Source organism: Burkholderia humptydooensis, from assembly GCF_001513745.1.
Lineage (GTDB): Bacteria > Pseudomonadota > Gammaproteobacteria > Burkholderiales > Burkholderiaceae > Burkholderia > Burkholderia humptydooensis.
On record NZ_CP013380.1, the window covers coordinates 3631041 to 3654349 of the forward strand.

The following is a 23309-nucleotide window of genomic DNA, read 5'->3' on the forward strand; positions in this document are numbered from 1 at the left end:
GCGTTACAATCGGCTGAAACATTGAACGGATTTCCATGACCTTGCCCTCGAAGCTGTCCCAGAAGCGCCTTGCCGCTGCGCGCGGCCCGCGCGCCGTTCCGGTGCGCCGCGCGATCGGCGCTGCGCTCGTCGCGGCGTGGGCGCTCGCCGCATTCCCCGCTCACGCGCAAGACGACGCAGGCGACGAAGCCCCTCCGGGCGCATTCGCGTCGACGCTGCCGGAAGAGCAGAAGGATCTGCCGAACATCGCGCTGACGAGCCAGATCGTCTACCAGGTGCTCGCGGCCGAGGTCGCGCTGCAACGCAATCTTCCCGCGCCCGCGTACCAGACCTACCTCGCGCTCTCGCGCGACACGCGCGATCCGCGCATGGCCCAGCGGGCGACCGAGATCGCGCTCGCCGCGCAGAGCCCGGCGGACGCGCTGACGGCCGCGAATCTGTGGCGCGAGTATTCGCCGGGCTCGCAGCGCGCCGCGCAGGTCGACGCCGCGCTCCTCGTGCTCGGCGGCAAGCCGGCCGAGGCGCAGCCAATGCTCGCGCAGGAACTCGCGCGCGCGACGGGCGACAGCCGCGGCCAGGCGATCATCGCGCTGCAGGCGCTGCTCGCGCGCGGACCGAACCGCGTCGGCGGCCTGACGGTGCTTCAGGATCTGCTGAAGAACGACATGAACCGGCCGGAGGCGCGGTTCGCGATCGCGCGCCAGCAGCTCGCGACCGACGACAAGGACGGCGCGACGCAATCGCTGAAGGAAGCGCTGCGCATCAAGCCCGATTATCTGCCGGCGGCGCTGATGCTGTCGCAGATGGGGCCGGACGAGCGCGCGGCCGGGGTTGCATCGTTCGAGAAGTTCGTTCAGCAGAATCCGAAGTCGCGCGACGGCCGCCTCGCGCTCGCGCAGTTGTATCTCGCCGACGATCGCCTCGACGACGCGCAGAAACAGTTCGACGCGATGCGCCGCAACGATTCGAGCGACCCGACGCCGCTGATGGCGATCGCGCTCATCAAGATCCAGCAGAAGCACCTCGACGACGCGACCGCGTACCTGAAGCAATACGTGAAGGTCGCGCAGAAGAAGCCGGGGGCGGACGTCGGGCAGGCGTACGTGTATCTCGCGCAGATCGCGCTCGACCAGAACAACGAGGCGCTCGCCGCGCAATGGCTCGACAAGGTCGACGAATCAAGCCAGCAATACGTGCCCGCGCAGGTCACGCGCGCGCAACTGTTGCAGAAGCAGGGCAAGACCGACGAAGCGCGCAAGCTGCTCGCGAACCTGCAGGCGTCCGATCCGCGCGACGCCGCGGTGATCGCGCGCACCGATGCGTCGATCCTCTTCACGTCGAGACGCTACAAGGAGGCCGCGGACCGGCTCGCGCAGGCGGTCGAGGATTTCCCGGACGATCCCGATCTGCGCTACGACTACGCGATGGCGTGCGAGAAGATCGGCCAGTACACGATGATGGAACAGCAGTTGCGCCTGCTGATGCGCGCGCAGCCGGACAATCCGCAGGCATACAACGCGCTCGGCTATTCGCTCGCCGACCGCAACCTGCGCCTGCAGGAAGCGAGCAAGCTGATCGAGAAGGCGAGCTCGCTCGCGCCGAACGACGCGTTCATCATGGACAGCCTCGGCTGGGTCAAGTACCGCCTCGGCGACACGGCGGGCGCGACGACGATCCTCAAACGCGCTTACGACCTGCAGCCGAACGCTGAAATCGGCGCGCATCTCGGCGAAGTGCTGTGGAAGAGCGGCTCGCGCGACGAAGCGCGCGCCGCGTGGCGCGCCGCGCAGAAGCTCGAGCCCGACAACGATACGCTCGTGCAGACGCTCAAGCGCCTTGAGGTAAACGGACTTTGATGACGATGCCGCGTTTTGCCCGGCCGCATGCGCGCAGCGCGCGCGGCTTCACCCTCGCCGCGGCGGCCGCGGCCGCCGTCGCGCTCGCCGGCTGCGCGACGCAGCCGCAGCGCGCGCCCGTCACCGCGCCGAACGCGCTGCAGACCGAGCAGAATCGCGCGTACACGGGCCGCTTCGCGGTCCAGTACCACGATCAGCTCGGCAATCCGCGCAACGTCTACGGCAATTTCGACTGGCAGCAGCAAGGCACGAACGTGTCGCTCGAACTGCGCAGCCCGCTCGGCCAGACGCTCGCGATCGTGAAGTCCGCGCCGGACGGCGCGTCGCTCGAATTGCCGAATCGTCAACCGCAATTCGCGCCCGACGTCGGCGAGCTGATGCAGCGCGCGCTCGGCTTCGCGCTGCCGCTCGACGGCCTGCGCTACTGGCTGCTGCCGACGCCGTCGCCCGCAACGCCCGCGACGACGGTGCGCGATCCGCAGGACGGCACGCGAATCAAGGAGATCCGCCAGGACGGCTGGACCATCGATTACCTCGCATACGCCGACGCGCCGGCCGCCGGCGTGAAACGCATCAATCTGGTGCGGCAGACGCCGCCCCTCGACATCAAGCTCGTGCTCGACCGCTGAACACGCGCTTTTGCCCGACCAAGCTGCCTTAGCATGACCGATACGACCCGCTCGCTGCGCGACTGCCTCGCCCCGGCGAAACTGAACCTGTTCCTGCACATCACGGGCCGCCGCCCGGACGGTTACCACGAGCTGCAAAGCGTGTTCCAGCTACTCGACTGGGGCGACACGCTGCATTTCACGCTGCGCGACGACGGCAAGGTGTCGCGCAAGACCGACGTGCCGGGCGTGCCCGAGGAAACCGATCTCGTCGTGCGCGCGGCGTCGCTGCTGAAAGCGCACGCGGGCGTGGCGGCGGGCGTCGACATCGAGATCGACAAGCGGCTGCCGATGGGCGCGGGCCTCGGCGGCGGCAGCTCGGACGCGGCGACGACCTTGCTTGCGCTCAACCGCCTCTGGAAGCTCGACTTGCCGCGCGCAACGCTGCAATCGCTCGCAGTGAAGCTCGGCGCCGACGTGCCGTTCTTCGTCTTCGGAAAAAATGCATTCGCAGAGGGTATCGGGGAAACGCTACAAGCTGTAGAATTACCGGCTCGCTGGTTCCTGGTTGTGACGCCACGGGTTCACGTTCCGACAGCAGCGATTTTTTCCGAAAAATCGTTGACAAGAAATTCGAAACCCATCACAATTACGGACTTTCTTGCACAGCGAAACTGCACTGCAGGATGGCCAGACAGCTTCGGCCGGAATGACATGCAGCAGGTTGTGACAAGCAAGTACGCGGAAGTTGCAAAGGTGGTCGAGTGGTTTTATAATCTGACCCCCGCGCGGATGACCGGCTCTGGAGCAAGTGTGTTTGCGGCGTTCAAGAGCAAGGCTGAAGCAGAAGCGGCGCAAGCCAAACTGCCGGCCGGCTGGAATAGCGCAGTTGCCGAGAGCTTGGGTGAACATCCATTCTTCGCTTTCGCGTCATAAAGTTTCGCTCCATCGGATGGCCTACACTTCCGATGGAGCCAAAAGTTTAGTGTAGGGGAGTCGCCAAGTTGGTCAAGGCACCGGATTTTGATTCCGGCATGCGAGGGTTCGAGTCCTTCCTCCCCTGCCAAAATTTCTTTCCCGCATTTCCCGCCTAAGCCTGAAGCAGGTGCACGATGAGCAGCCATGACGGCCTGATGGTTTTTACTGGCAACGCCAATCCCGCGCTTGCTCAGGAAGTCGTCAAAATTCTTGGTATTCCCCTCGGCAAAGCGATGGTCAGCCGTTTCTCCGACGGCGAGATTCAGGTCGAAATCCAGGAAAACGTGCGCGGCAAGGACGTCTTCGTCCTGCAATCGACGTGTGCGCCGACGAACGACAACCTGATGGAACTGATGATCATGGTCGATGCGCTCAAGCGCGCATCCGCCGGCCGGATCACCGCCGCCATCCCCTACTTCGGCTACGCGCGCCAGGATCGCCGCCCGCGCTCGGCGCGCGTCGCGATCTCCGCGAAGATCGTCGCGAACATGCTGGAAATCGCCGGCGTCGAGCGGATCATCACGATGGATCTGCACGCCGACCAGATTCAAGGCTTCTTCGACATCCCCGTCGACAACATCTATGCGACGCCGATCCTCCTGGGCGACCTGCGCAAGCAGAACTACCCGGATCTGCTCGTCGTGTCGCCGGACGTCGGCGGCGTCGTGCGCGCCCGCGCGCTCGCGAAGCAACTGAACTGCGACCTGGCGATCATCGACAAGCGTCGTCCGAAGGCGAACGTCGCCGAAGTGATGAACATCATCGGTGAAGTCGAAGGCCGCACCTGCGTGATCATGGACGACATGGTCGACACGGCGGGCACGCTCTGCAAGGCCGCGCAAGTGCTGAAGGAGCGCGGCGCGAAGCAGGTGTTCGCGTATGCGACGCACCCGGTGCTGTCGGGCGGCGCGGCAGACCGGATCGCCGCTTCGGCGCTCGACGAGCTCGTCGTCACCGATACGATTCCGCTGTCCGCCGAATCGCTCGCGTGCTCGAAGGTCCGCGCGCTGTCGAGCGCGGGCCTCCTCGCCGAGACGTTTTCGCGGATCCGCCGCGGCGATTCGGTGATGTCGCTGTTCGCGGAATCGTAGAGCGATCCGCCGCAAAATGGTTTAGCGCAAAAAGCGAAGCGACGAGCTTCGCTTTTTGCACAATCGGCCGGGACCGACGAACCCCCGGCCATCGATCGGGGGCCTCATGCTGTCGCAGGGTCCCGTTTTACTGCCTGGTCGCGGGCAGCACATGGAGAAACACATGAAAGTCGTCGCTTTCGAGCGCCAACAGCAAGGTACGGGTGCGAGCCGCCGCCTGCGCAACGCCGGTAAGACCACGGGTATCGTGTACGGCGGTGAAGCAGCCCCGCAAATGATCGAGCTCGATCACAACGCCCTGTGGCACGCGCTGAAGAAGGAAGCCTTCCACTCGTCGATCCTCGATCTCGAGGTGGCCGGCAAGTCGCAACGCGTCCTGCTGCGTGACGTGCAATACCATCCGTTCCGTCAGCTCGTGCTGCACGTGGACTTCCAGCGCATCGATCCGAAGAAGAAGCTGCACACGAAGGTGCCGCTGCACTTCCTGAACGCGGAAACGAGCCCGGCCGTGAAGCTGTCGAGCGCGGTCGTATCGCACGTCGTGACGGAAATCGAAATCGAGTGCCTGCCGGCCGACCTGCCGGAATTCCTCGAAGTCGATCTGTCGAAGATCGAAGCGGGCCAATCGCTGCACGTGAAGGACATCGCGCTGCCGAACGGCGTCGCGCTGACCCCGCACGTCGACGCGGAAAACCCCGTGGTCGCCTTGGCGACGATCCCGGCTGGCGCCGTGTCGGAAGAAGCGGCTGCGGGCGAAGGCGAAACGCCGGCTGCCTGAGCGCCCTTCGGACCCGCCTTTCGAACCGTTTCGCACGACGGTCGACGAGACCCGCCGCGGCTTGCCCGGCGGGTTTTTTCATTTTGCAGCCCGCGAGGGCGAGCCCTGACGGGCAAGCATTCATCATGATCAAACTGATCGTCGGCCTCGGCAATCCCGGGGCGGAATACACGGCGACGCGCCACAACGTGGGCTTCTGGCTCGTCGACCAGCTCGCGCGCGAAGCCGGCACGACGCTGCGCGACGAGCGGCGCTTCCACGGCTTGTACGCGAAGGCGCGCCTCTTCGGCGACGAAGTGCATCTGCTCGAGCCGCAGACGTACATGAACCGTTCCGGCCAATCGGTCGTCGCGCTCGCGCATTTCTTCAAGCTCCTGCCGAACGAAATCCTCGTCGCGCACGACGAGCTGGACTTGCCTCCCGGCACGGTCAAGCTGAAGCTCGGCGGCGGCAGCGGCGGCCACAACGGCCTGAAGGACATCTCCGCGCACCTGTCTTCGCAACAATACTGGCGGCTGCGGATCGGCATCGGCCATCCGCGCGACCTGATTCCCGAAAGCGTGCGCGCGGGCGCGAAGCCCGATGTCGCGAACTTCGTGCTGAAGCCGCCGCGCAAGGAAGAGCAGGACGTGATCGACGCCGCGATCGAGCGCGCGCTCGCCGTGATGCCGACCATCGTCAAGGGCGAGACCGAGCGCGCGATGATGCAGTTGCATCGCAACGGCGCGTGAGCCGCGCGCATCGGTTAAGCTCGTCGTTTTATCGCATCAGGAGCCACGTGGTGAGCCGTTACTGGAGCGACATCGTCCATCAACTCGAGCCGTACGTGCCGGGCGAGCAGCCGGCGCTCGCGCATCCCGTCAAGCTGAACACGAACGAGAATCCGTATCCGCCGTCGCCGCGCGCGGTCGACGCGATCCGGCGCGAGCTCGGCGACACGGGCGAGGCGCTGCGCCGCTATCCCGACCCCGTCGCGCGCAAGCTGCGCGAAGCGGTTGCCGCCCACCACGGGATCGCGCCCGAGCAGGTGTTCGCCGGCAACGGCTCCGACGAAGTGCTGGCGCACGTGTTCCAAGCGCTCTTGCGGCACGACAGGCCGCTGCGCTTCCCGGACATCACGTACAGCTTCTATCCGACCTATGCGCGGCTCTATCGCGTCGAATACCAGACGGTGCCGCTCGCCGAGGATTTCTCGATCGTCGTCGACGACTATCTCGACGACGCCGGCTGCGTGCTGTTCCCGAATCCGAACGCGCCGACGGGCCGCGCGCTGCCGCTTGCCGACATCGAGCGGATCGTCGCCGCGAATCCGGGCTCGGTCGTCGTGATCGACGAGGCGTATGTCGACTTCGGCGCGGAATCGGCCGTGTCGCTGATCTCGCGCTACCCGAACCTGCTCGTCGTGCATACCGCGTCGAAGGCGCGCTCGCTCGCCGGCATGCGCGTCGGCTTCGCGTTCGGCGACGCCGCGCTGATCGACGCGCTCACGCGCGTGAAGGACAGCTTCAACTCGTACCCGCTCGACCGTCTCGCGCAGGTCGCGACGCAGGCGTCGTACGAGGACGCCGCGTGGTTCGAGGCGACGCGCAAGCAGGTGATCGCGAGCCGGGAGCGGCTCGTCGCCGCACTCGCCGCACTCGGCTTCGACATCGTGCCGTCGGCGGCGAATTTCGTGTTCGCGCGCCATCCTCGCCACGATGCGGCGACACTTGCCACGCAACTGAAGCAGCGGGAGATTTTCGTGCGGCACTTCAAGCTGCCGCGGATCGACCAGCATTTGCGCATCACGGTCGGCACCGACGCCGAATGCGACGCGCTCGTCGCCGCGCTGCGCGAATTGCTCGCGTAACGGGCGGCTCGCGCGGTCGACGCGCAAGCCAAAGCGATGCGGGAAAAATACGGCGGGCGGCGCATCGGCCGCCGTCATCGCGCACGGGCGGAGGGCGACGACCCAGCCGTCGCGCCGGCCGCCGCGCGGCGCGTCACGCGCCGTTCTTCTCCGCCGCGATCAGCGCGCGATACTTCGCCATCAACTGATCCTTCGTCTCGGGACGATCCGGGTCCCGCGGGATGCATTCGACCGGGCACACCTGCTGGCACTGCGGTCCGTCGAAATGACCGACGCACTCGGTGCACTTGTCCGGATCGATCACGTAGATTTCCGGGCCCATCGAAATCGCGCCGTTCGGGCACTCGGGCTCGCACACGTCGCAATTGATGCACTCGTCGGTAATCATCAAAGCCATACTGGTCTCACTTCCGCCGGCGCGCGGCCGGCCGCTCCGGGCCGCCTGCCGCGCGCGCGAGCGCTCACGCGGACGGCCCCTGGGCCATCGCGGCCACCTTCTCAGTCAGCCATTTCTCGACCGACGGGAACACGAACTTGCTGACGTCGCCGCCCAACTGCGCGATCTCGCGCACGATCGTGCCCGAGATGAACTGGTATTGGTCCGACGGCGTCATGAACATCGTCTCGACGTCGGGCAGCAGGTAGCGGTTCATCCCCGCCATCTGGAACTCGTACTCGAAGTCCGACACCGCGCGCAGGCCGCGCACGATCACGCGCGCGTTGTTCGCGCGCACGAAATCCTTCAAGAGGCCGGTAAAGCCCATCACCTTCACGTTCGGGTAATGGCCCAGCACCTCGTTCGCGATCTCCAGACGTTCCTCGAGCGAGAAGAACGGCTTCTTCGCACGGCTGTCGGCGACGCCGACAACCAGCGTATCAAAAATGCTCGACGCGCGCCGCACGAGATCCTCGTGGCCTCGCGTCAGCGGATCGAACGTCCCTGGGTACACGGCGACTACCATGTCGCGCCTCCTGTCATCGAGCAATTGGGGTCACACGGCCATGCGCGTCATGCGCGGTCGCCGACATGGACGCACGTCGCGACTGCACGCGGCGCCTCGTTTGGAACGCGCATTATTCATCATTTTCGCGTTGCAGCAAATGATAGTGGACGGCGCCCGCCTTGCCGCGCCGCGTCACCTGCCAGCCGGCGAGTGACGCATGCGCTGACGGATCGAGCAGCGCGCCCGTCTCGACGTACAGAAAGCCGCCCGGCGCGACGAGCTCCGGCACGAGTTCGAGCGCGCGCGCGAACGCGGCCGCGTCGCCGAACGGCGGATCGACGAACACGACGTCGAACGAGCGCGGCGCGAGGCCCGCCGCGATGCGCAGCGCGTCGGCCTCCGCGACCTCGACCGCGCGCGCGGCGAGCTTGTCCTTCAGCGCGCGCAGTTGCTGCGCGGCGCGCGGATGGCGCTCCACCATCACGACGCTCGCCGCGCCGCGCGACGCCGCCTCGAAGCCGAGCGCGCCGCTGCCCGCGAACAGGTCGAGGCAGCGCCGCCCTTCGAGATTCTGGCCGAGCCAGTTGAAGATCGTCTCGCGCACGCGGTCGGGCGTCGGACGCAGGCCGTTCAAGTCGAGCACCGGAAGCGGCGTGCGCTTCCAGTCGCCGCCGATGATGCGGATCGTGTGCGGCTTGCCGCGGCCGGCCGCTAGGGCTCGCTGCGCCTGCGGCCGCGCCGGAGAGGAACGGGACATGCGGAAGATTCGATACGGAAGCGTTGGAAACGGAATGAACCGGCTGAAACGGCGCGATGCGCCGCGATGACGCGCACGTTACCACAAGCGGCGCGCCCGCCATGCCGCCGCCGCACGGCGAAGCGCAAGCGCCTGATAAAATGCCGGGTTTGCAGCGCGCGAACCCGCCGCATGCGCGCCGCCGGGCTCTTTTGCACGGAGCCCGGCCGGCCGGCGCACCCGGTGCCGCGCCCCGCCTCTTCCGCAAGCGAAACCATGTTCAGCTTCTTCAAACGATTCAAGAAAGCGCCCGATGCCGCACCGGCCGAGCCGCAGCCAGCGCCCGACGCGCCGCAGGACGACGCCCGCGCGCCGGCCGCGCCCGAGGCCACGCGAGTCGACGCGCCCACCGCGCCGGTCGCGCGCGCCGAAACGCCGCCCGCCTCCCCCGCCGCCGCGGCGCCGGAATCGCCGGTTGGGCAGCCGCAGCCCTCCACAGCAGCAGCAGCAGCGGCTCGCGCGAGCGCCAAGCCCGCGCCGTCCGTCGTGATGACGGTCACGCCGTCGTCGAACGGCCGCAACGGCGTCGTCGAGACGGTCGAGATCGTGCCGCCGCCCGCGCCCGAGCCGGCCGCGAAGAAATCGTGGATTGCACGGCTGAAGTCCGGCCTCGCGAAGACGAGCTCGAGCATCACGAACGTGTTCGTCAACACGAAGATCGACGACGCACTCTACGAGGAACTCGAGACGGCGCTACTGATGTCCGACGCCGGCATCGACGCGACCGAGCATCTGCTCGGCGCGCTGCGCGAGAAGGTGCGCACGGGCCGCCTCACCGATCCGCAACAGGTGAAGGACGCGCTGCGCGGCCTGCTCGTCGATCTGCTGACGCCGCTCGAGAAGTCGCTCGTGCTCGGCCGCGCGCAGCCGCTCGTGATGATGATCGCGGGCGTGAATGGCGCGGGCAAGACGACGAGCATCGGCAAGCTCGCGAAGCATCTGCAGAGCTTCAATCAGTCGGTGCTGCTCGCCGCGGGCGACACGTTCCGCGCGGCCGCGCGCGAGCAGCTCGCGATCTGGGGCGAGCGCAACAACGTGACCGTCGTCCAGCAGGAAAGCGGCGATCCGGCCGCGGTGATCTTCGATGCGGTCAGCGCCGCGCGCGCGCGCAACATCGACGTGATGATGGCCGACACCGCGGGCCGCCTGCCGACGCAGTTGCATCTGATGGAAGAGCTCCGGAAGGTGAAGCGCGTGATCGGCAAGGCGCACGACGGCGCGCCGCACGAGGTGCTGCTCGTCATCGACGCGAACACCGGCCAGAACGCGCTCGCGCAGGTGAAGGCGTTCGACGACACGCTCGGCCTCACGGGCCTCATCGTCACGAAGCTCGACGGCACCGCGAAGGGAGGCATCCTCGCCGCGATCGCGCGTCAGCGGCCGATTCCCGTGTACTTCATCGGCGTCGGCGAGAAGGTCGAGGATCTGCAACCGTTCAGCGCGGAGGAATTCGCGGACGCGTTGCTCGGATAAGCCGGGCAGCCGATCCCTCTGGCGGGACGCAGCCGCCGCCGTGAAAAGGGGCGCCTTGCCGAACCGCACGTCAACGTCGGGCCCGATGCCCGGCGTCTGGCGGCGCGGTTCGGCAAGGCGCCCGTTTTTCATCGGCGCGCCGCCGATGCCGCGCTCACTCGGCGTCCGGCTGCGCGGCGGGCGCGGCCGCCTTGAACGCGTCGAGCGTCATCGCATGATCGTGGATGCGCTGAATCGTCGGAAACCGCTCGAGGCCGATCGAGAAGCGCTGCGCGTTGAACACCTGCGGCACGACGCACAGATCGGCGAGCGTCGGCGCATCGCCGAAGCACAGCTTGCCCGCGCGCGGATCGCTCGACAGACGCGCTTCGAGCGACTTGAAGCCGTCCTCGATCCAGTGGCGATACCACGCGTCCTTCGCGTAGTCGTCAACCTGCAACGTGTGCTTCAGATACTTCAGCACGCGCAGGTTGTTCAGCGGATGAATCTCGCAGGCGACCTGCAGCGCGATCGCGCGCACGTAAGCGCGGTCGACGGGCGCCTTCGGCAACAGCGGCACGTCCGGATACGCTTCGTCGAGGTATTCGACGATCGCGAGCGACTGCTGCAGCGGCGAATCGCCGTCGATGAGCGTCGGCACGAGCGCGTCGGGGTTGAGCGCGCGATAGTCGTCCGTCAGTTGCTGGCCGCCGTCGCGCAGCAGATGCACGGGCACGTAATCGAACGGCAGTTTCTTCAGATGCAGCGCGATGCGCACGCGAAACGCCGCCGAACTGCGGAAATAGCTATATAGCTTCATCAATGTCCCTCCATGTCTCGATCGTCGATCTTCTCGCCGGCGCTCGGGCGCGACGGGCGGCGCGCGCCGCGAAGCCGCCGGGCGGGCGTTCGAGCGCTTCGTCACGCCGAACGCCGCGGCAACGGCCGCAAGTGTAACGCGGCGCGCCGGTTCGCGCGGCCGATCCGGCGGCACTTTGCTGGTGCGCAACTGCGGCAATGCACGCTTCGCGTGCGAAATGGCGCATCGGCCGTGTGCCGGCGCACCACGCGCGCGCGCACGATTGCCGCGCGATCGGCCGGCCGCCTTCTAAATAGCGGCCAAATAAAAAGTGGCATGGCAATTGCTGTTTTCCGTCCATCGAACATGGGCCCCCACGACAAGCGGCCCGGTCAGGAGATCCCCGATGCGGAAGATGAAGCTGGTGATGGTCGGCAACGGCATGGCCGGAGTGCGCACGCTCGAAGAGTTGCTCAAGCTCGCGCCCGATTTGTACGACGTGACGGTATTCGGCGCCGAACCGCATCCGAACTACAACCGGATCCTGCTGTCTCCCGTGCTCGCGGGCGAGCAGACGCTCGAGCAGATCGTCCTCAACGATTACGCGTGGTACGAATCGCACGGCATCACGCTCCACGTCGGCAAGCAGATCGTGAAGATCGATCGCGTGAAGCGCATCGTGATCGCCGAGGACGGCACCGAGGCCGCGTACGACCGGCTGCTGCTCGCGACCGGCTCGACTCCGTTCATGCTGCCGATTCCGGGCGCGGATCTCGACGGCGTGCTCGGCTATCGCGACATCGCGGACACGCAGGCGATGATCGACGCCGCCGCGCGGCACACGCACGCGGTCGTGATCGGCGGCGGCCTGCTCGGCCTCGAGGCGGCGAACGGCCTGAAGCTGCGCGGGATGAGCGTGACGGTCGTGCACCTCGCGCCGACGCTGCTCGAGCGCCAGCTCGACGCGAAGGCGGGCGGCCTGCTGCGCGCGTCGCTGGAGGCGCGCGGCCTGACATTTCTGATGCCGAAGGAAACGCAGGCGCTCGTCGGCGACGACAGCGGCCGCGTGCGCGCGGTGCGCTTCAAGGATGGCGAGGAATGCAAGGCCGATCTCGTCGTGATGGCGGTCGGCATTCGCCCGAACACGGCGCTCGCCGAAAGCGCGGGCCTCTATTGCAACCGCGGGATCGTCGTGAGCGACACGATGCAGACCTACGATCCGCGCATCTACGCGGTCGGCGAATGCGTGAGCCATCGCGGCATCGCGTACGGCCTCGTCGCGCCGCTCTTCGAGCAGGCGAAGGTCGCGGCGAACCATCTCGCGCAATTCGGCATCGGCCGCTACACGGGCTCGGTGACGTCGACGAAACTCAAGGTCACGGGCATCGATCTGTTCTCCGCGGGCGACTTCCTCGGCGGCGGCGACACGGAGGACATCACGCTGTCCGATCCGATCGCGGGCGTCTACAAGAAGCTCGTGATCAAGGACGACAAGATCGTCGGCGCCTGCCTGTACGGCGACACGGCGGACGGCGCGTGGTACTTCAAGCTGCTGCGCGAGGGCCGCAACATCGCCGACATCCGCGACACGCTGATGTTCGGCGAGACGGGTCTCGGCGACACCGGCCACAGCGGCGAGACGCGCGCGATGGCGATGGCCGACGACGCCGAGGTGTGCGGCTGCAACGGCGTGTGCAAGGGCACGATCGTCACGGCGATCAAGGAGAAAGGCATCTTCACGCTCGACGACGTGCGCAAGCACACGAAGGCGTCCGCGTCGTGCGGCTCGTGCACGGGCCTCGTCGAGCAGATCCTGATGTCGACGCTGGGCGGCGACTACTCGGCGTCGCCGAAGGCGAAGTCCGTATGCGGCTGCACCGATCATACGCATGCCGAAGTACGCACGGCGATCCGCGAGCACAAGCTGCTGTCGGTGCCGGACGCGATGCGCTTTCTCGAATGGCGCACGCCGAACGGCTGCTCGAGCTGCCGCCCGGCGCTCAACTACTACTGCATCAGCACGTGGCCGCACGACGCGAAGGACGATCCGCAGTCGCGCTTCATCAACGAGCGCGCGCACGCGAACATCCAGAAGGACGGCACGTATTCGGTCGTGCCGCGGATGTGGGGCGGCGTGACGAGCGCCGGCGAGCTGCGCCGCATCGCCGACGTCGTCGACAAATACGCGATCCCGACCGTCAAGGTGACGGGCGGCCAGCGCATCGATCTGCTCGGCGTGAAGAAGGAGGATCTGCCCGGCGTGTGGCGCGACCTCGGCATGCCGAGCGGCCACGCGTATGCGAAGGCGCTGCGCACTGTGAAGACCTGCGTCGGCTCCGAATGGTGCCGCTTCGGCACGCAGGATTCGACGCTGATGGGCCAGCAGCTCGAGCGCGCGCTGTGGCGGATGTACGCGCCGCACAAGGTGAAGCTCGCGGTGTCCGGCTGCCCGCGCAACTGCGCGGAATCGGGGATCAAGGACGTCGGCGTGATCGGCGTCGATTCGGGCTGGGAGATCTACGTCGGCGGCAACGGCGGAATCAAGACCGAGGTCGCGCAGTTCTTCTGCAAGGTGAAGACGCACGAAGAAGTGCTCGAATACGCGGGCGCGTTCCTGCAACTGTATCGCGAGGAAGGCTGGTATCTCGAGCGCACCGTGCACTACCTCGAGCGCGTCGGCCTCGACCACGTGAAGGCGCGCGTGCTCGACGACGCCGGGAACCGCCGCGCGCTGTGGGAGCGGCTGCAGTTCGCGCTGAAGGACGAGCCGGACCCGTGGCACGACACGCAGGACGCGCAGGTCGATCTGCGCCAGTTCATCCCGATCGCGGTGGCCCCCGCCGATGCGTGATGCGCCGCGCATCGCGCCGCCCACGAGCCCCGTCAATCAACCAGGAATTCGAATCATGTCCGCCACGCAACCCGAATGGATCGCCGTCTGCCAACTGGACGACATCCCGCCGCTCGGCGCACGCGTTCTCACGCGGGCCGCCGGCGCGCCGATCGCCCTCTTTCGCACCGCGAGCGACGCGGTGTTCGCGCTCCTCGATCGCTGCCCGCACAAGGGCGGCCCGCTGTCGCAGGGGATCGTCCACGGCGAGCAGGTCACGTGTCCGCTGCACGGCTTCAATGTCGCGTTCGCGAGCGGCTGCGCGCTGCCGCCCGACGAAGGCTGCACGACCGTCTTCAGCGTGAAGCGCGACGGCGGCGCGGTGCTGCTCGCGCGCACCGAGCTCGCGACGCTCGGCGTCGACGATGCGTCGCAGCCGGCGCCGCTCGCATCGCCGGGCGCCGCCACATGACGGTCGACACGCCCGCGCAGCCCATCGCGCAACACACGCCCGGCGCCGTGCGCGAAACGCGTTCGACGTGCTGCTATTGCGGCGTCGGCTGCGGCGTCGTGATCGAAACCCGGTGCGACGCGAACGGCCGCGACACGATCGTCGGCGTGCGCGGCGATTCCGACCACCCGGCGAACTTCGGGCGCCTGTGCTCGAAAGGCAGCACGCTGCATCTGACGGCCACGCCCGAGCGCTACGCGCAGACGCGCGCGACGCATCCGGAGCTGCGCGCATCGCGCGACGCGGCACGCACGCGCGTGCCGTGGGACGACGCGCTCGATCACGTCGCGCGGCGCCTCGCGCGCATCGTCGAGCAGCACGGGCCCGACGCGGTCGGCTTCTACATCTCCGGCCAACTGCTGACCGAGGACTACTACGTCTTCAACAAGCTCGCGAAGGGGCTCGTCGGCACGAACAACATCGATTCGAACTCGCGGCTCTGCATGAGCTCGGCCGTCGTCGGCTACAAGAGGACGCTCGGCGCCGACGCGCCGCCGTGCAGCTACGAAGACCTCGATCACGCGGGCACCGTGCTGATCGCGGGCGCGAACCCCGCTTACGCGCATCCGATCCTTTACCGGCGGCTGGAGGCGGCGCGCGCGCGCAATCCGCAGATGAAGGTGATCGTCGCCGATCCGCGCCGCACCGATTCGGCGAGCGACGCGACGCTGCATCTCGCGCTGCAGCCCGGCACCGACACGATGCTGTTCAACGCGATGCTGCACGTGCTGATCTGGGACGGCGCGCTCGATTCCGCATTCATCGCCGCGCACACGCAGGGCTTCGACGCGCTGCGCGATGCGGTGCGCGACGCGACGCCCGCCGCGGCCGCGCAGGTGTGCGGGCTGCGCGCGGACGACATCGTGCAGGCCGCGCGCTGGTTCGGCGCGGGGCCGTCGCTGTCGCTGTATTGCCAGGGGCTCAATCAGTCGGCGAGCGGCACGACGAAGAACGTCGCGCTCGTCAACCTGCATCTCGCGACAGGCCAGATCGGCAAGCCCGGCGCGGGGCCGTTCTCGCTGACGGGCCAGCCGAACGCGATGGGCGGCCGCGAGGTGGGCGGCATGGCGACGCTCGCGTCCGCGCACCGCGATCTCGCGAACCCGGCCGATCGCGCCGAGATCGCCGGCCTCTGGGGCGTGCCCGATCTGCCTGCGAAGCCGGGCTTGACCGCGGTCGAGATGTTCGAGCAGCTCGCCGAAGGCGCGCTGAAAGCGATCTGGATCGTCTGCACGAACCCCGCGCATTCGATTCCGGGCCAGGCGCTCGCGCGCGCGGGGCTCGAGCGCGCGGAATTCGTCGTGCTGCAGGACGCGTATGCGCACACGGGCACCGCGCCATACGCGGACGTGCTGCTGCCCGCGGCGACGTGGGGCGAGAAGGAAGGCACGGTGACGAACTCCGAGCGGCGGATCTCGCGCGTGCGCGCGGCGACGCAGCCGTACGGCGACGCGCGCGCCGACTGGCGGATCGCGGCGGACGTCGGCCGCCGGCTCGAAGCGCGGCTCGCGCCCGGCCGCCCGACGCTCTTTCCGTACGAAGACGCCGAAGCGATATGGAACGAGCACCGCGCGACGACGATCGGCCGCGACTGCGACATCGGCGGGCTGTCATGGCCGCTCCTCGCGCGCGACGGCCCGCAGCAATGGCCGTTTCCGGCGGGCGCCGTGCAGGGCCTCGCGCGCCTGTACGCCGACGGGCGCTTTCCGACCGGCGACGGCCGCGCGCGCTTCGTGCCGACGCCGTATCACCCCGTCGCCGAGGCCGTCGACGCGCGCTACCGCTTCGCGCTGACGACAGGCCGCCTGCGCGACCAGTGGCACGGCGGCAGCCGCACGGGCTCGGTTGCGAAGCTGTTCGCCCACGCGCCGCAGCCGTGCGTCGAGCTCAATCCCGGCGACTGCGCGCGGCTCGAACTCGGCCCGCACGATTTCGTCCACCTGACGTCGCGGCGCGGCAGCGCGCTCCTGCCCGCGCGCGCCGACGACGCGGTCGTCCCCGGCCAGGCGTTCGCGCCGATGCACTGGGGCGACGAATACGTGTCGGGCGTCGCGGGCAACCGCGCGGCAATGGGCATCAACGCGCTGACGACGCCGGCGCGCGACCCGTATTCGCAGCAGCCGGAACTCAAGCACGCGGCGATCAAGCTGCTGAAGGCCGATCTGCCGTGGCGCTGGCTGATCGCCGCGCGCGTGCCGGCTGGCGAGCTGCTCGCGCGCCAGCGGGCCGCGCGCGCGTTCTTCGCGCGCTTTCCGTATGCGAGCTGCGTGCCGTTCGGCACCGACGCGTACGCGGGCCTCGCATGGCGCGTCGCCGCGTACGAGCCCGCGCCCGCCGGGCTGCAGCGCGAAATCGAAGCGCTTTTCGAATTGCCCGCGCAGGCGGCCGACGTGATGAGCTACGGCGACGCGCGGCGCGGCGCCGGCCGGCGCGTGCGGATCGTCGACGGCGCGCTCGTCGCGTTCTCCGTCGCCGGCGCGGCGGGCACGACCGAGGACGGCGCGGCCGTGCTGCGCGAGTACGTCGACAGCGGCGCGAGCGTCGGCGCGCTCGGCCGCCTGCTGCTGTTCGCCGGCCGCGTGCCGCTGCAGGCAGCGCCTGCGCGCGGCCGCACGATCTGCAACTGCGTCGGCGTGGGCGAGCGCGAGATCGGCGCGGTGCTGGCGGCCGACGCGCCGTCCGCGGCGCCCGGCGAGCGGCTCGCGAACTTGCAAGAACGGCTCAAATGCGGTACTCAGTGTGGTTCCTGCATACCCGAGCTGCGCCGCCTGATCGCCGAAACCGCGACGGCCGCGGCCCCTTCCCCTCGATGACCGAATCCGACGCCAACGCCAGCCAGCAGCCCGACCACTTTTCCTGCGCCCGCTTGATCAAGGAAATCGGGCGCGGACCCAACGGCGCACGCGCGCTGCCGTACGACGACGCGTTCGCGCTGTTCCGCGCGATGCTCGACGCCCGCGTGTCCGACATCGAGCTGGGCGCGGTGCTGATCGCATACCGGCTCAAAGGCGAGACGGCCGCCGAGCTCGCGGCGATGCTCGCCGCCGCGCACGCGTCGTTCGAGCCGCTGCACGTGCAGGACGCGATGTTCCGCACCGTGTCGATCCCGAGCTACAACGGCGCGCGCAGGCAGCCGAACCTCGTGCCGCTCCTCGCGCTGCTGCTCGCGCGCGAAGGCGTGCCGGTGCTCGTGCACGGCGTGGCGGAGGACCCGGGCCGCGTGACGAGCGCGGAGATTTTCACCGAGCTGTCGATTGCGCCCGGCGGCACGCACGACGAGATCGAGGACACGCTCGCCGAGCGCCGCGTCGCGTTCGCGCCGATCGACGTGCTCGCGCCGAAGCTCGCGCGGCTGATCGCGTTGCGGCGCGTGCTCGGCGTGCGCAATTCGACGCACACGATCGTCAAGCTGCTGCAGCCGTTCGAGCCCGCCGGGCTGCGGCTCGTCAACTACACGCATCCGCCGTATCGCGACAGCCTCGTCGAGCTGTTTCGCGATCATCCGGCGGCCGCGGCGGGCGGCGCGCTGCTCGCGCGCGGCACCGAAGGCGAGGCGGTGGCCGACACGCGCCGTCAGGTGCAGGTCGACTGGCTGCACGACGGGCTCTGCGAGACGGTCGTCGAACCGGCGCGCTCGTCGTCCGACGCGCCGCCCGTCGAGCTGCCCGCATCGCGCGACGCCGCGACGACGGCCGCATGGACCGATTCCGTGATGCGCGGCGAAATTCCGATTCCGGACGCGGTCGCGATGCAGGTCGACACGATCGTGCGGCTCGCGCGGATCGCGTGAGCGCGTGCCTTTCGATGCGTCGCCGAGACGCGCGGCGGCGCGGGCGACGGGTTCGCGCGAGCGGTTCGCGCGTGGCGGCAAATGCCGGCGAACGCGTGCGCGAGCGTCCGCATCGCTCGCCCGACACGCGCCGCGCGGCTTCAGCATTCAGCCGACGCCGCGCGCTTCGGCGCGCTGATCAGCACGCTGTTCGACACGCCTGACGCGAAGACAGTCGCGCCCGCTGACGCGGGCCGGGCGGGTGGCGAACGCCGCGCCACCGACCGAATGCCCGGACCGAATGCCCGACCGAATGTCCCGACGATTGACAGCCGCGGACGACTTCGCATAGAGTTGCCCTCATGCGTTCCTTCCAGAACACCCTCCGAATTACCTCCGGCCGCCTAGCGCGGCCGCTATCGCTACGACTAGCGTAAAGCTGTCGTGGCGCCGCGCCGTCCCGGCGCGGTCCCTCCCCTAGCAGTTCCTCGCAGTTTCTTTCTCGCAGTTTTTTACAACCCGTAGTCGTCAGCTTTCGTTCGTCGATCCGACGGGCGAACCGCGAAGATTCCGCGTCGTCGTGCCATCGGGCATGCACGTGCGCAGGCGGCGCCCACCGGCGCGTCATGCCGTCTGTCTTCGCTCGCGACTTGACCGCCCGAGGCAAAGATGAAGCGCAACCCCGCCGACAAATACCGACCGTTCGAACCCGTTCGCATCAACGGACGCCGATGGCCGAGCCGCACGATCGAGCATGCGCCGATCTGGATGAGCACCGATCTGCGCGACGGCAACCAGTCGCTGATCGAGCCGATGACGATCGGGCAAAAGCTCGAATTCTTCGAGATGCTCGTCGCGATCGGCTTCAAGGAAATCGAAGTCGGTTTTCCGTCGGCGTCGCAAACCGACTTCGATTTCGTGCGCAAGCTGATCGTCGAGCAGCGCGTTCCCGACGACGTGACGATCGAAGTGCTCGTGCAGTCGCGCGAAGACCTGATCGCGCGCACGTTCGACGCGCTCGAAGGCGCGCCGCGCGCGATCGTCCACCTGTACAACGCGATCTGCCCGTCGTTCCGGCGGATCGTGTTCGGGATGTCGAAGGACGACGTGAAGGCGCTCGCGGTCGACGGCGCGCGGATCATCAAGGCGCACACGCAGGCGCGCCCCGGCACGCACTGGACGTTCCAGTATTCGCCCGAGACGTTCAGCATGACCGAGCTGCCGTTCGCGCGCGAGGTCTGCGACGCGGTCGCGCAAACGTGGCGGCCGACGCGCGATCACAAGATGATCGTGAACCTGCCCGCCACCGTCGAGGCCGCGACGCCGAACGTGTTCGCCGACCAGATCGAATGGATGGACCGCAACCTCGGCTATCGCGACAGCATCGTGCTGTCCGTGCATCCGCACAACGATCGCGGCACCGCGGTCGCGGCGGCCGAGCTCGCGCTGCTCGCGGGCGCGGACCGCGTCGAAGGGTGCCTGTTCGGCAACGGCGAGCGCACGGGCAACGTCGATCTCGTCACGCTCGCGCTGAACCTGTACACGCAGGGGATCGATCCGGGCCTCGATTTCTCCGACATCGACGCGGTGCGCCGCGTCGTCGAGCGCTGCAACCAGATTCCCGTGCATCCGCGCCATCCTTACGCGGGCGATCTCGTGTTCACCGCGTTCTCCGGCTCGCATCAGGACGCGATCCGCAAGGGCCTCACGCAGCAGCGCCCCGACGCGGTCTGGGACGTGCCCTACCTGCCGATCGATCCCGCCGACGTCGGCCGCAGCTACGACGCGGTGATCCGCGTGAACAGCCAGTCCGGCAAGGGTGGCGCGACGTACCTGCTCGAGCGCGGGATGGGCTTCTCGCCGCCGCGTCGCGTGCAGATCGAATTCAGCCACGCGGTGCAGGCGCTCGCCGACACGTCCGGCGAGGAAGTGACGGCCGACGCCATTTGCGCGCTCTTCACGCGCGAATATCTGCAGACGATGGGCCCGGCCGCGCGCGCGGGCGCATCGGCGAGCTGGCATGATCGCGAGGTCGTGCTCGCGCAGGCCGACGACGCGCCGGGCGCGGCGCGGCAAGCCGCGGCCGCGTTCGCCTCGGCGGCGGGCGTCGCGATCGACGTCGTGTCGTGCGAGGTCGAGCGCACCGCGAACGGCGACGCCGTCGTGTTCGTCGGCGCGAAGGTCGGCGACGCCGCGCTGCGCCACGGCGCGGGCGTGCATCCCGATCCGGTCGCGGCCGCGACGGACGCGCTCGTGAGCGCGCTCAACCGCTCGGCCTGGAGCCGCGACAAGCGGCGCGCCGCGGCCTGACGCGGCGAATTCGACGACAGACGAAAGGACACGCGAGCAGCGGCCAAGCGCCCCGACGAGGGGCCGGAAAAGCAGGCGGCCATCACGGGCAAAGGCGTGCTTCACGCTCTGGGCCGCTTCACCCTGTAACCTAGCCGTCAGTCGCGCAACGCGTCGCCTGCCATGCGAGGAGGCGCCAGTGGCCGCTCTCCTGCGTCTGAACGGCGGTATAGGCGATCGGGAACACGAGGCCGCCGTTGTTCGTCTCCATCTCGATCAGCGCGCGGCCCGCGACGACATACGTGGCGTCGCCGACGGGCAACACCTCCTGCGACTGGATCTCGATCTGCCGGTAGCGGCGGCGCCCCGCGGTGATCGCATCGATGAACTGCTGCTTGGTCTCGCGCTTGCCGTTGGTGTGCACGTAGCAAACCTTGTCGGACAACAGCGCGTCGAGCGCCTCGCCGTCGCCGTCGACCATCGCCCGAAACCGGTCGCGCTCGAGCGCGCGAATCGCATCGATCCCCTTCGCCACCATCGCCATACTCCTCGACTGCATGCACGCGTCCGGCGCGCCGATCAGAAGTTGTATTGCACGTAGAGCTGGCTGAAATTTATACCAGGATTCGGGTCTTTGATACCCGCGTTCGATACGTGCTGGAAACGAAGACCCGCCTGATACTGCTGACGATTGCCGAATTGCGCGCCAACGCCGACCATGTCGGCGAACTGGAACGACGTCGACATCGAGTAGTTCCGCGAAATCGTCGGATGCGACAGGAAGCGCACGCCTGCGCCCGCCTCGATGAACGGCCGCACGTAGCCTGCGCTCTTGATGAACCGGATCACGGGCGTCGCGCCGACTTCCCAGACGCTGTCGTTGATCGCGCGATCGCCCGTATAGCGCCAGTACGACAAGTGCCCTTCGGCGACGAACGCGAAATGCCAGCCACCGATTTCCCACCAGGTCCAGTTCGGATCCCAGACGACGGCGATGTCGCCCTTCTTCATGTCGTGATCGGCCACGCCGCCGCCGAGTTGCAGGCCCCAGCGCTGCGCAAACGCAGAGCCGCAAGCGCCGACGAGCGCCAAGACCAGCGCGGTCTGCGCAATGGCCCGCCCCACCCGACCGCCGTTCTTATCGTTCATCTCATACTCCAACTTCTCTGGTTGAATAGAGCCTCGGCACAATCGACATGCCGTGCTCGAGCGAACAGCATCTTATGGTAAAGGACTTTTCCGATCGGCATCGTCTGACGAAATGGTTTTCTTCCGGATTGACAAGAATCAGGAACCTTTACCCGAAATGCCCGTAAAACAAACACTTACGGAACCATCGCGGAAAATGGGGCGCCAGCAATGGCTATCGGCCTCCAAAAATCGATAGCAAAATGGGAACTCCGGTGCCCCTGTTCCTTCTAAGGATTAGCACTCCAGTAGACGGAGTGCTAAGATTCATCGAGGAATCGCCCCGGCAAAGGGGCTCGTCCCTGATTCCAAAGGAGTTTTCTACGTGAGCAACGCATTGACCCTTCCGAACACTCTGCGCCCGGCGTCCGCTAAGGCCGCATCGGCAGGCTCGCTGGCGCTCGCATCCTATTCGATGCTGCCCGGCCAGTTGGGCAACATCGACGCCTATATCCAGGCCGTGAACCGGGTTCCGCTGCTGACGGCAGAGGAAGAGCGCCAATACGCGACCGAATACCGCGAGCAAAACAATCTCGACGCCGCGCGCCAGCTCGTGCTGTCGCACCTGCGGCTCGTCGTGTCGGTCGCGCGCAACTATCTCGGCTACGGCCTGCCGCACGGCGACCTGATCCAGGAAGGCAACATCGGCCTGATGAAGGCGGTCAAGCGTTTCGATCCCGCTCAGAACGTGCGCCTCGTGTCGTACGCGATCCATTGGATCAAGGCCGAGATTCACGAGTACATCCTGCGCAACTGGCGCATGGTCAAGGTGGCGACGACGAAGGCGCAGCGCAAGCTGTTCTTCAACCTGCGCAGCCACAAGAAGGGCACGCAGGCGTTCACGCCGGAGGAAATCGACGGCCTAGCGCAGGAGCTGAACGTCAAGCGCGAGGAAGTGGCCGAGATGGAAACCCGCCTGTCGGGCGGCGACATCGCGCTCGAAGGCCAGATCGACGACGGCGAGGAATCGTACGCGCCGATCGCCTATCTCGCCGATTCGCACAACGAGCCGACCGCCGTGCTCGCCGCGCGGCAGCGTGACATGCTGCAGACGGACGGCATCGCGCGCGCGCTGGAATCGCTCGACGCGCGCAGCCGCCGGATCATCGAGGCGCGCTGGCTGAACGTCGACGACGACGGCTCGGGCGGCTCGACGCTGCACGATCTCGCGGCCGAGTTCGGCGTATCGGCGGAGCGCATCCGCCAGATCGAGGCGAGCGCGATGAAAAAGATGCGCACGGCGCTCGCCGCGTACGCCTAACGCCCGAACGTGCGGCCCGCCCGGGCCGCGCCGAAGCAAAAAAGCCCGCTGTCGCAGGACAGCGGGCTTTTTTGTGCGCCGCGAAGCCGTGCGCGCTGCTTGCATGCTTGATCAACGTTATGAAAAATTTCATCCGACGCATCGCGAATCGTGCAAGCCTTGAGCAAGCGCAAGATTTCGCAATCGCTTCGCGACGGTGTGCCGCAGCGCGGCACTAAGGGTTTTCCGGGGCGCCTCCTACAATGGGGGGGACCGGCCAGCAAATGCTGCACGTGCACGAAGCACGTCGCGAGACCGGCCCAGTTTTACG

The 23309-nt window shown here is 67.7% G+C and carries 21 protein-coding genes and 1 tRNA gene; 15 read left to right on the plus strand and 7 right to left on the minus strand.

Annotated features, from left to right (window positions below):
• Window positions 1-35 precede the first annotated feature (35 nt).
• From AQ610_RS16160 to hisC, 8 genes are all read left to right on the plus strand, one after another.
• A complete protein-coding gene (locus AQ610_RS16160; RefSeq protein ID WP_009911184.1) occupies window positions 36-1856 on the plus strand; it encodes a tetratricopeptide repeat protein in 1821 nt (606 codons plus the stop codon).
• Entirely contained in the window at window positions 1853-2485 is a 633-nt protein-coding gene (gene lolB, locus AQ610_RS16165; protein WP_043281990.1) for a lipoprotein insertase outer membrane protein LolB, read from the plus strand. Before AQ610_RS16160 ends, lolB begins: the two co-directional genes overlap by 4 nt.
• A 33-nt stretch (window positions 2486-2518) precedes the next feature.
• Window positions 2519-3400, plus strand: a complete 882-nt coding sequence (ispE, locus tag AQ610_RS16170; protein WP_006024485.1) for a 4-(cytidine 5'-diphospho)-2-C-methyl-D-erythritol kinase — start codon at window positions 2519-2521, stop codon at window positions 3398-3400.
• Window positions 3401-3453: 53 nt separating this feature from the next.
• Window positions 3454-3530, plus strand: a tRNA-Gln gene (locus tag AQ610_RS16175).
• Window positions 3531-3576: 46 nt separating this feature from the next.
• Complete coding sequence (locus tag AQ610_RS16180) at window positions 3577-4533, plus strand: ribose-phosphate pyrophosphokinase (RefSeq protein ID WP_006024484.1); 957 nt, start codon at window positions 3577-3579, stop codon at window positions 4531-4533.
• Between the two features lie 163 nt (window positions 4534-4696).
• The gene (locus AQ610_RS16185) at window positions 4697-5311 is read left to right on the plus strand and encodes a 50S ribosomal protein L25/general stress protein Ctc (protein ID WP_015600789.1); all 615 of its coding nucleotides are present in this window, start codon (window positions 4697-4699) and stop codon (window positions 5309-5311) included.
• Window positions 5312-5436: 125 nt separating this feature from the next.
• Window positions 5437-6042: an aminoacyl-tRNA hydrolase gene (pth, locus tag AQ610_RS16190; RefSeq protein ID WP_006024482.1), complete on the plus strand. Its 606-nt coding sequence runs from the start codon at window positions 5437-5439 to the stop codon at window positions 6040-6042.
• 50 nt (window positions 6043-6092) lie between these two features.
• Window positions 6093-7160 carry a histidinol-phosphate transaminase gene (hisC, locus tag AQ610_RS16195; protein WP_010676316.1) on the plus strand — a complete coding sequence of 356 codons (1068 nt, stop codon included), beginning with the start codon at window positions 6093-6095 and terminating at the stop codon, window positions 7158-7160.
• A 133-nt stretch (window positions 7161-7293) separates the two neighbouring features.
• Here the strand turns inward: hisC and AQ610_RS16200 are convergent, their stop codons facing one another.
• The 3 genes from AQ610_RS16200 to rsmD form a co-directional block, all read right to left on the minus strand.
• Window positions 7294-7557, minus strand: a complete 264-nt coding sequence (locus tag AQ610_RS16200; protein WP_010676315.1) for a YfhL family 4Fe-4S dicluster ferredoxin — start codon at window positions 7555-7557, stop codon at window positions 7294-7296.
• Between the two features lie 64 nt (window positions 7558-7621).
• A complete protein-coding gene (gene coaD, locus AQ610_RS16205; RefSeq protein WP_010676314.1) occupies window positions 7622-8122 on the minus strand; it encodes a pantetheine-phosphate adenylyltransferase in 501 nt (166 codons plus the stop codon).
• A 112-nt stretch (window positions 8123-8234) separates the two neighbouring features.
• Window positions 8235-8861, minus strand: a complete 627-nt coding sequence (gene rsmD / locus AQ610_RS16210; RefSeq protein WP_006024478.1) for a 16S rRNA (guanine(966)-N(2))-methyltransferase RsmD — start codon at window positions 8859-8861, stop codon at window positions 8235-8237.
• A gap of 255 nt (window positions 8862-9116) precedes the next feature.
• On the opposite strand from rsmD, the gene ftsY reads away from it, so the two are divergent.
• On the plus strand, window positions 9117-10373 hold the full coding sequence (gene ftsY / locus AQ610_RS16215) for a signal recognition particle-docking protein FtsY (protein WP_006024477.1): 1257 nt from the start codon (window positions 9117-9119) through the stop codon (window positions 10371-10373).
• A 154-nt stretch (window positions 10374-10527) separates the two neighbouring features.
• Here ftsY and maiA read toward each other — a convergent pair whose 3' ends face one another.
• Window positions 10528-11172 carry a maleylacetoacetate isomerase gene (gene maiA / locus AQ610_RS16220; RefSeq protein WP_010676309.1) on the minus strand — a complete coding sequence of 215 codons (645 nt, stop codon included), beginning with the start codon at window positions 11170-11172 and terminating at the stop codon, window positions 10528-10530.
• A gap of 385 nt (window positions 11173-11557) precedes the next feature.
• Between maiA and nirB the strand changes: the two genes are divergently transcribed.
• Genes nirB through ybiB form a run of 4 tightly spaced genes read left to right on the plus strand, consistent with a single transcriptional unit; the run spans window position 11558 to window position 18282 of the window.
• Entirely contained in the window at window positions 11558-14002 is a 2445-nt protein-coding gene (gene nirB, locus AQ610_RS16225) for a nitrite reductase large subunit NirB (RefSeq protein WP_043281987.1), read from the plus strand.
• Between the two features lie 55 nt (window positions 14003-14057).
• Window positions 14058-14453 carry a nitrite reductase (NAD(P)H) small subunit gene (locus AQ610_RS16230; RefSeq protein WP_010676307.1) on the plus strand — a complete coding sequence of 132 codons (396 nt, stop codon included), beginning with the start codon at window positions 14058-14060 and terminating at the stop codon, window positions 14451-14453.
• A complete protein-coding gene (locus tag AQ610_RS16235) occupies window positions 14450-17305 on the plus strand; it encodes a nitrate reductase (RefSeq protein WP_006024474.1) in 2856 nt (951 codons plus the stop codon). Before AQ610_RS16230 ends, AQ610_RS16235 begins: the two co-directional genes overlap by 4 nt.
• Window positions 17302-18282: a DNA-binding protein YbiB gene (gene ybiB / locus AQ610_RS16240; RefSeq protein WP_010676304.1), complete on the plus strand. Its 981-nt coding sequence runs from the start codon at window positions 17302-17304 to the stop codon at window positions 18280-18282. The genes AQ610_RS16235 and ybiB overlap by 4 nt, the downstream gene beginning before the upstream one ends.
• Window positions 18283-18773: 491 nt before the next feature.
• On the opposite strand, the gene AQ610_RS38170 is transcribed toward ybiB, so the two are convergent.
• Window positions 18774-19037, minus strand: a complete 264-nt coding sequence (locus AQ610_RS38170) for a hypothetical protein (protein WP_010676303.1) — start codon at window positions 19035-19037, stop codon at window positions 18774-18776.
• Between AQ610_RS38170 and leuA the strand changes: the two genes are divergently transcribed.
• On the plus strand, window positions 18931-20571 hold the full coding sequence (gene leuA, locus AQ610_RS16245) for a 2-isopropylmalate synthase (protein WP_006024472.1): 1641 nt from the start codon (window positions 18931-18933) through the stop codon (window positions 20569-20571). The genes AQ610_RS38170 and leuA overlap by 107 nt on opposite strands.
• 130 nt (window positions 20572-20701) lie before the next feature.
• On the opposite strand, the gene AQ610_RS16250 is transcribed toward leuA, so the two are convergent.
• Together AQ610_RS16250 and AQ610_RS16255 are read right to left on the minus strand one after the other, a co-directional pair.
• Window positions 20702-21088, minus strand: coding sequence for a nuclear transport factor 2 family protein (locus AQ610_RS16250; RefSeq protein ID WP_010676302.1), 387 nt, complete (start codon window positions 21086-21088; stop codon window positions 20702-20704).
• 41 nt (window positions 21089-21129) lie between these two features.
• Window positions 21130-21699: an acyloxyacyl hydrolase gene (locus tag AQ610_RS16255; RefSeq protein WP_010676301.1), complete on the minus strand. Its 570-nt coding sequence runs from the start codon at window positions 21697-21699 to the stop codon at window positions 21130-21132.
• 364 nt (window positions 21700-22063) lie between these two features.
• Between AQ610_RS16255 and rpoH the strand changes: the two genes are divergently transcribed.
• Complete coding sequence (gene rpoH, locus AQ610_RS16260) at window positions 22064-22999, plus strand: RNA polymerase sigma factor RpoH (protein WP_010676300.1); 936 nt, start codon at window positions 22064-22066, stop codon at window positions 22997-22999.
• Window positions 23000-23309 lie beyond the last annotated feature (310 nt).

Excerpts from the sequence above, each read along its gene's own strand:
- AQ610_RS16200 (WP_010676315.1), bottom strand. The coding sequence starts at position 7,557 with ATGGCTTTGATGATTACCGACGAGTGCATCAATTGCGACGTGTGCGAG.
- AQ610_RS16185 (WP_015600789.1), top strand. The coding sequence starts at position 4,697 with ATGAAAGTCGTCGCTTTCGAGCGCCAACAGCAAGGTACGGGTGCGAGC.
- pth (WP_006024482.1), top strand. The coding sequence starts at position 5,437 with ATGATCAAACTGATCGTCGGCCTCGGCAATCCCGGGGCGGAATACACG.
- AQ610_RS16250 (WP_010676302.1), bottom strand. The coding sequence starts at position 21,088 with ATGGTGGCGAAGGGGATCGATGCGATTCGCGCGCTCGAGCGCGACCGG.
- AQ610_RS16180 (WP_006024484.1), top strand. The coding sequence starts at position 3,577 with ATGAGCAGCCATGACGGCCTGATGGTTTTTACTGGCAACGCCAATCCC.
- leuA (WP_006024472.1), top strand. The coding sequence starts at position 18,931 with ATGAAGCGCAACCCCGCCGACAAATACCGACCGTTCGAACCCGTTCGC.
- AQ610_RS16230 (WP_010676307.1), top strand. The coding sequence starts at position 14,058 with ATGTCCGCCACGCAACCCGAATGGATCGCCGTCTGCCAACTGGACGAC.
- maiA (WP_010676309.1), bottom strand. The coding sequence starts at position 11,172 with ATGAAGCTATATAGCTATTTCCGCAGTTCGGCGGCGTTTCGCGTGCGC.
- ybiB (WP_010676304.1), top strand. The coding sequence starts at position 17,302 with ATGACCGAATCCGACGCCAACGCCAGCCAGCAGCCCGACCACTTTTCC.
- ispE (WP_006024485.1), top strand. The coding sequence starts at position 2,519 with ATGACCGATACGACCCGCTCGCTGCGCGACTGCCTCGCCCCGGCGAAA.
- coaD (WP_010676314.1), bottom strand. The coding sequence starts at position 8,122 with ATGGTAGTCGCCGTGTACCCAGGGACGTTCGATCCGCTGACGCGAGGC.
- nirB (WP_043281987.1), top strand. The coding sequence starts at position 11,558 with ATGCGGAAGATGAAGCTGGTGATGGTCGGCAACGGCATGGCCGGAGTG.
- AQ610_RS16160 (WP_009911184.1), top strand. The coding sequence starts at position 36 with ATGACCTTGCCCTCGAAGCTGTCCCAGAAGCGCCTTGCCGCTGCGCGC.
- AQ610_RS16255 (WP_010676301.1), bottom strand. The coding sequence starts at position 21,699 with ATGAACGATAAGAACGGCGGTCGGGTGGGGCGGGCCATTGCGCAGACC.
- ftsY (WP_006024477.1), top strand. The coding sequence starts at position 9,117 with ATGTTCAGCTTCTTCAAACGATTCAAGAAAGCGCCCGATGCCGCACCG.
- AQ610_RS16235 (WP_006024474.1), top strand. The coding sequence starts at position 14,450 with ATGACGGTCGACACGCCCGCGCAGCCCATCGCGCAACACACGCCCGGC.
- rsmD (WP_006024478.1), bottom strand. The coding sequence starts at position 8,861 with ATGTCCCGTTCCTCTCCGGCGCGGCCGCAGGCGCAGCGAGCCCTAGCG.